This is a genomic window from Flavobacterium aquidurense, from assembly GCF_002217195.1.
Lineage (GTDB): Bacteria > Bacteroidota > Bacteroidia > Flavobacteriales > Flavobacteriaceae > Flavobacterium > Flavobacterium frigidimaris.
Genome location: NZ_MUGR01000086.1, coordinates 1 through 671, shown reverse-complemented (window position 1 = coordinate 671; position 671 = coordinate 1). Strand labels below are relative to the sequence as shown.

The 671-nt window shown below is 32.9% G+C and carries 1 protein-coding gene; it reads right to left on the bottom strand.

Features of this window, described 5'->3' with window-relative positions:
- Positions 1 to 95: 95 nt before the first annotated feature.
- On the bottom strand, positions 96 to 671 hold a 576-nt coding region (locus tag B0A67_RS24740), incomplete at its 5' end, for a hypothetical protein (protein ID WP_089069594.1).

Genomic DNA, 671 nt, shown 5'->3' with positions numbered 1-671 from the left:
TTTAATTTCTTTTTTTTAATTTAAGCATTAGTATTCTTATATTTTGTCAGGCCGGACAAATAAAATAGTTGTGCTACTGCTAAAACAATAACGTTTTATGACTTGATTATTCTAAAACGCCCCGGATATTTGATCCATATACTTTTTTTGTTCCCGTAGTAATCCATAAACTCTTCACAAACAAAAACGGCATGTGCTGTAGACCACGCCACCACTCCACAAAATTCACTGCCGGACTGTCGTTTTAGCCTTTCTATCTGTTTGCCTATTTTAAATCCCAAATATTTATAGATTGTTGGTGTATATACTGCGCCATCCTCTAAATCCTCTAATGCCTTATCAAAAGTGGCTTCTTTATCGATAATTTGCTTGTATTTTGCCATCACGGCATAAGTCAATACGGCGTAATCAGTAATTTTTTCGCTCTCACAATTGTCTTTTATATATACAAAACCGGCAGAAACTCTCGCTTTATTGATTTCATCATTATTCAGATGAAACGATGCATCATTTTTCAATGTGACTTTATGTAAACCTTCGTTTACTTTTTCGATTATAAAAAGATTATCTAATCCATATATATTTAAAGAAGCCTTTATAAAAGCAATCGAGGAACAATTGGTGCGTTCTCCTTGTTTAAAGCTTTCAAATATTTTATCGGAACTCAATTG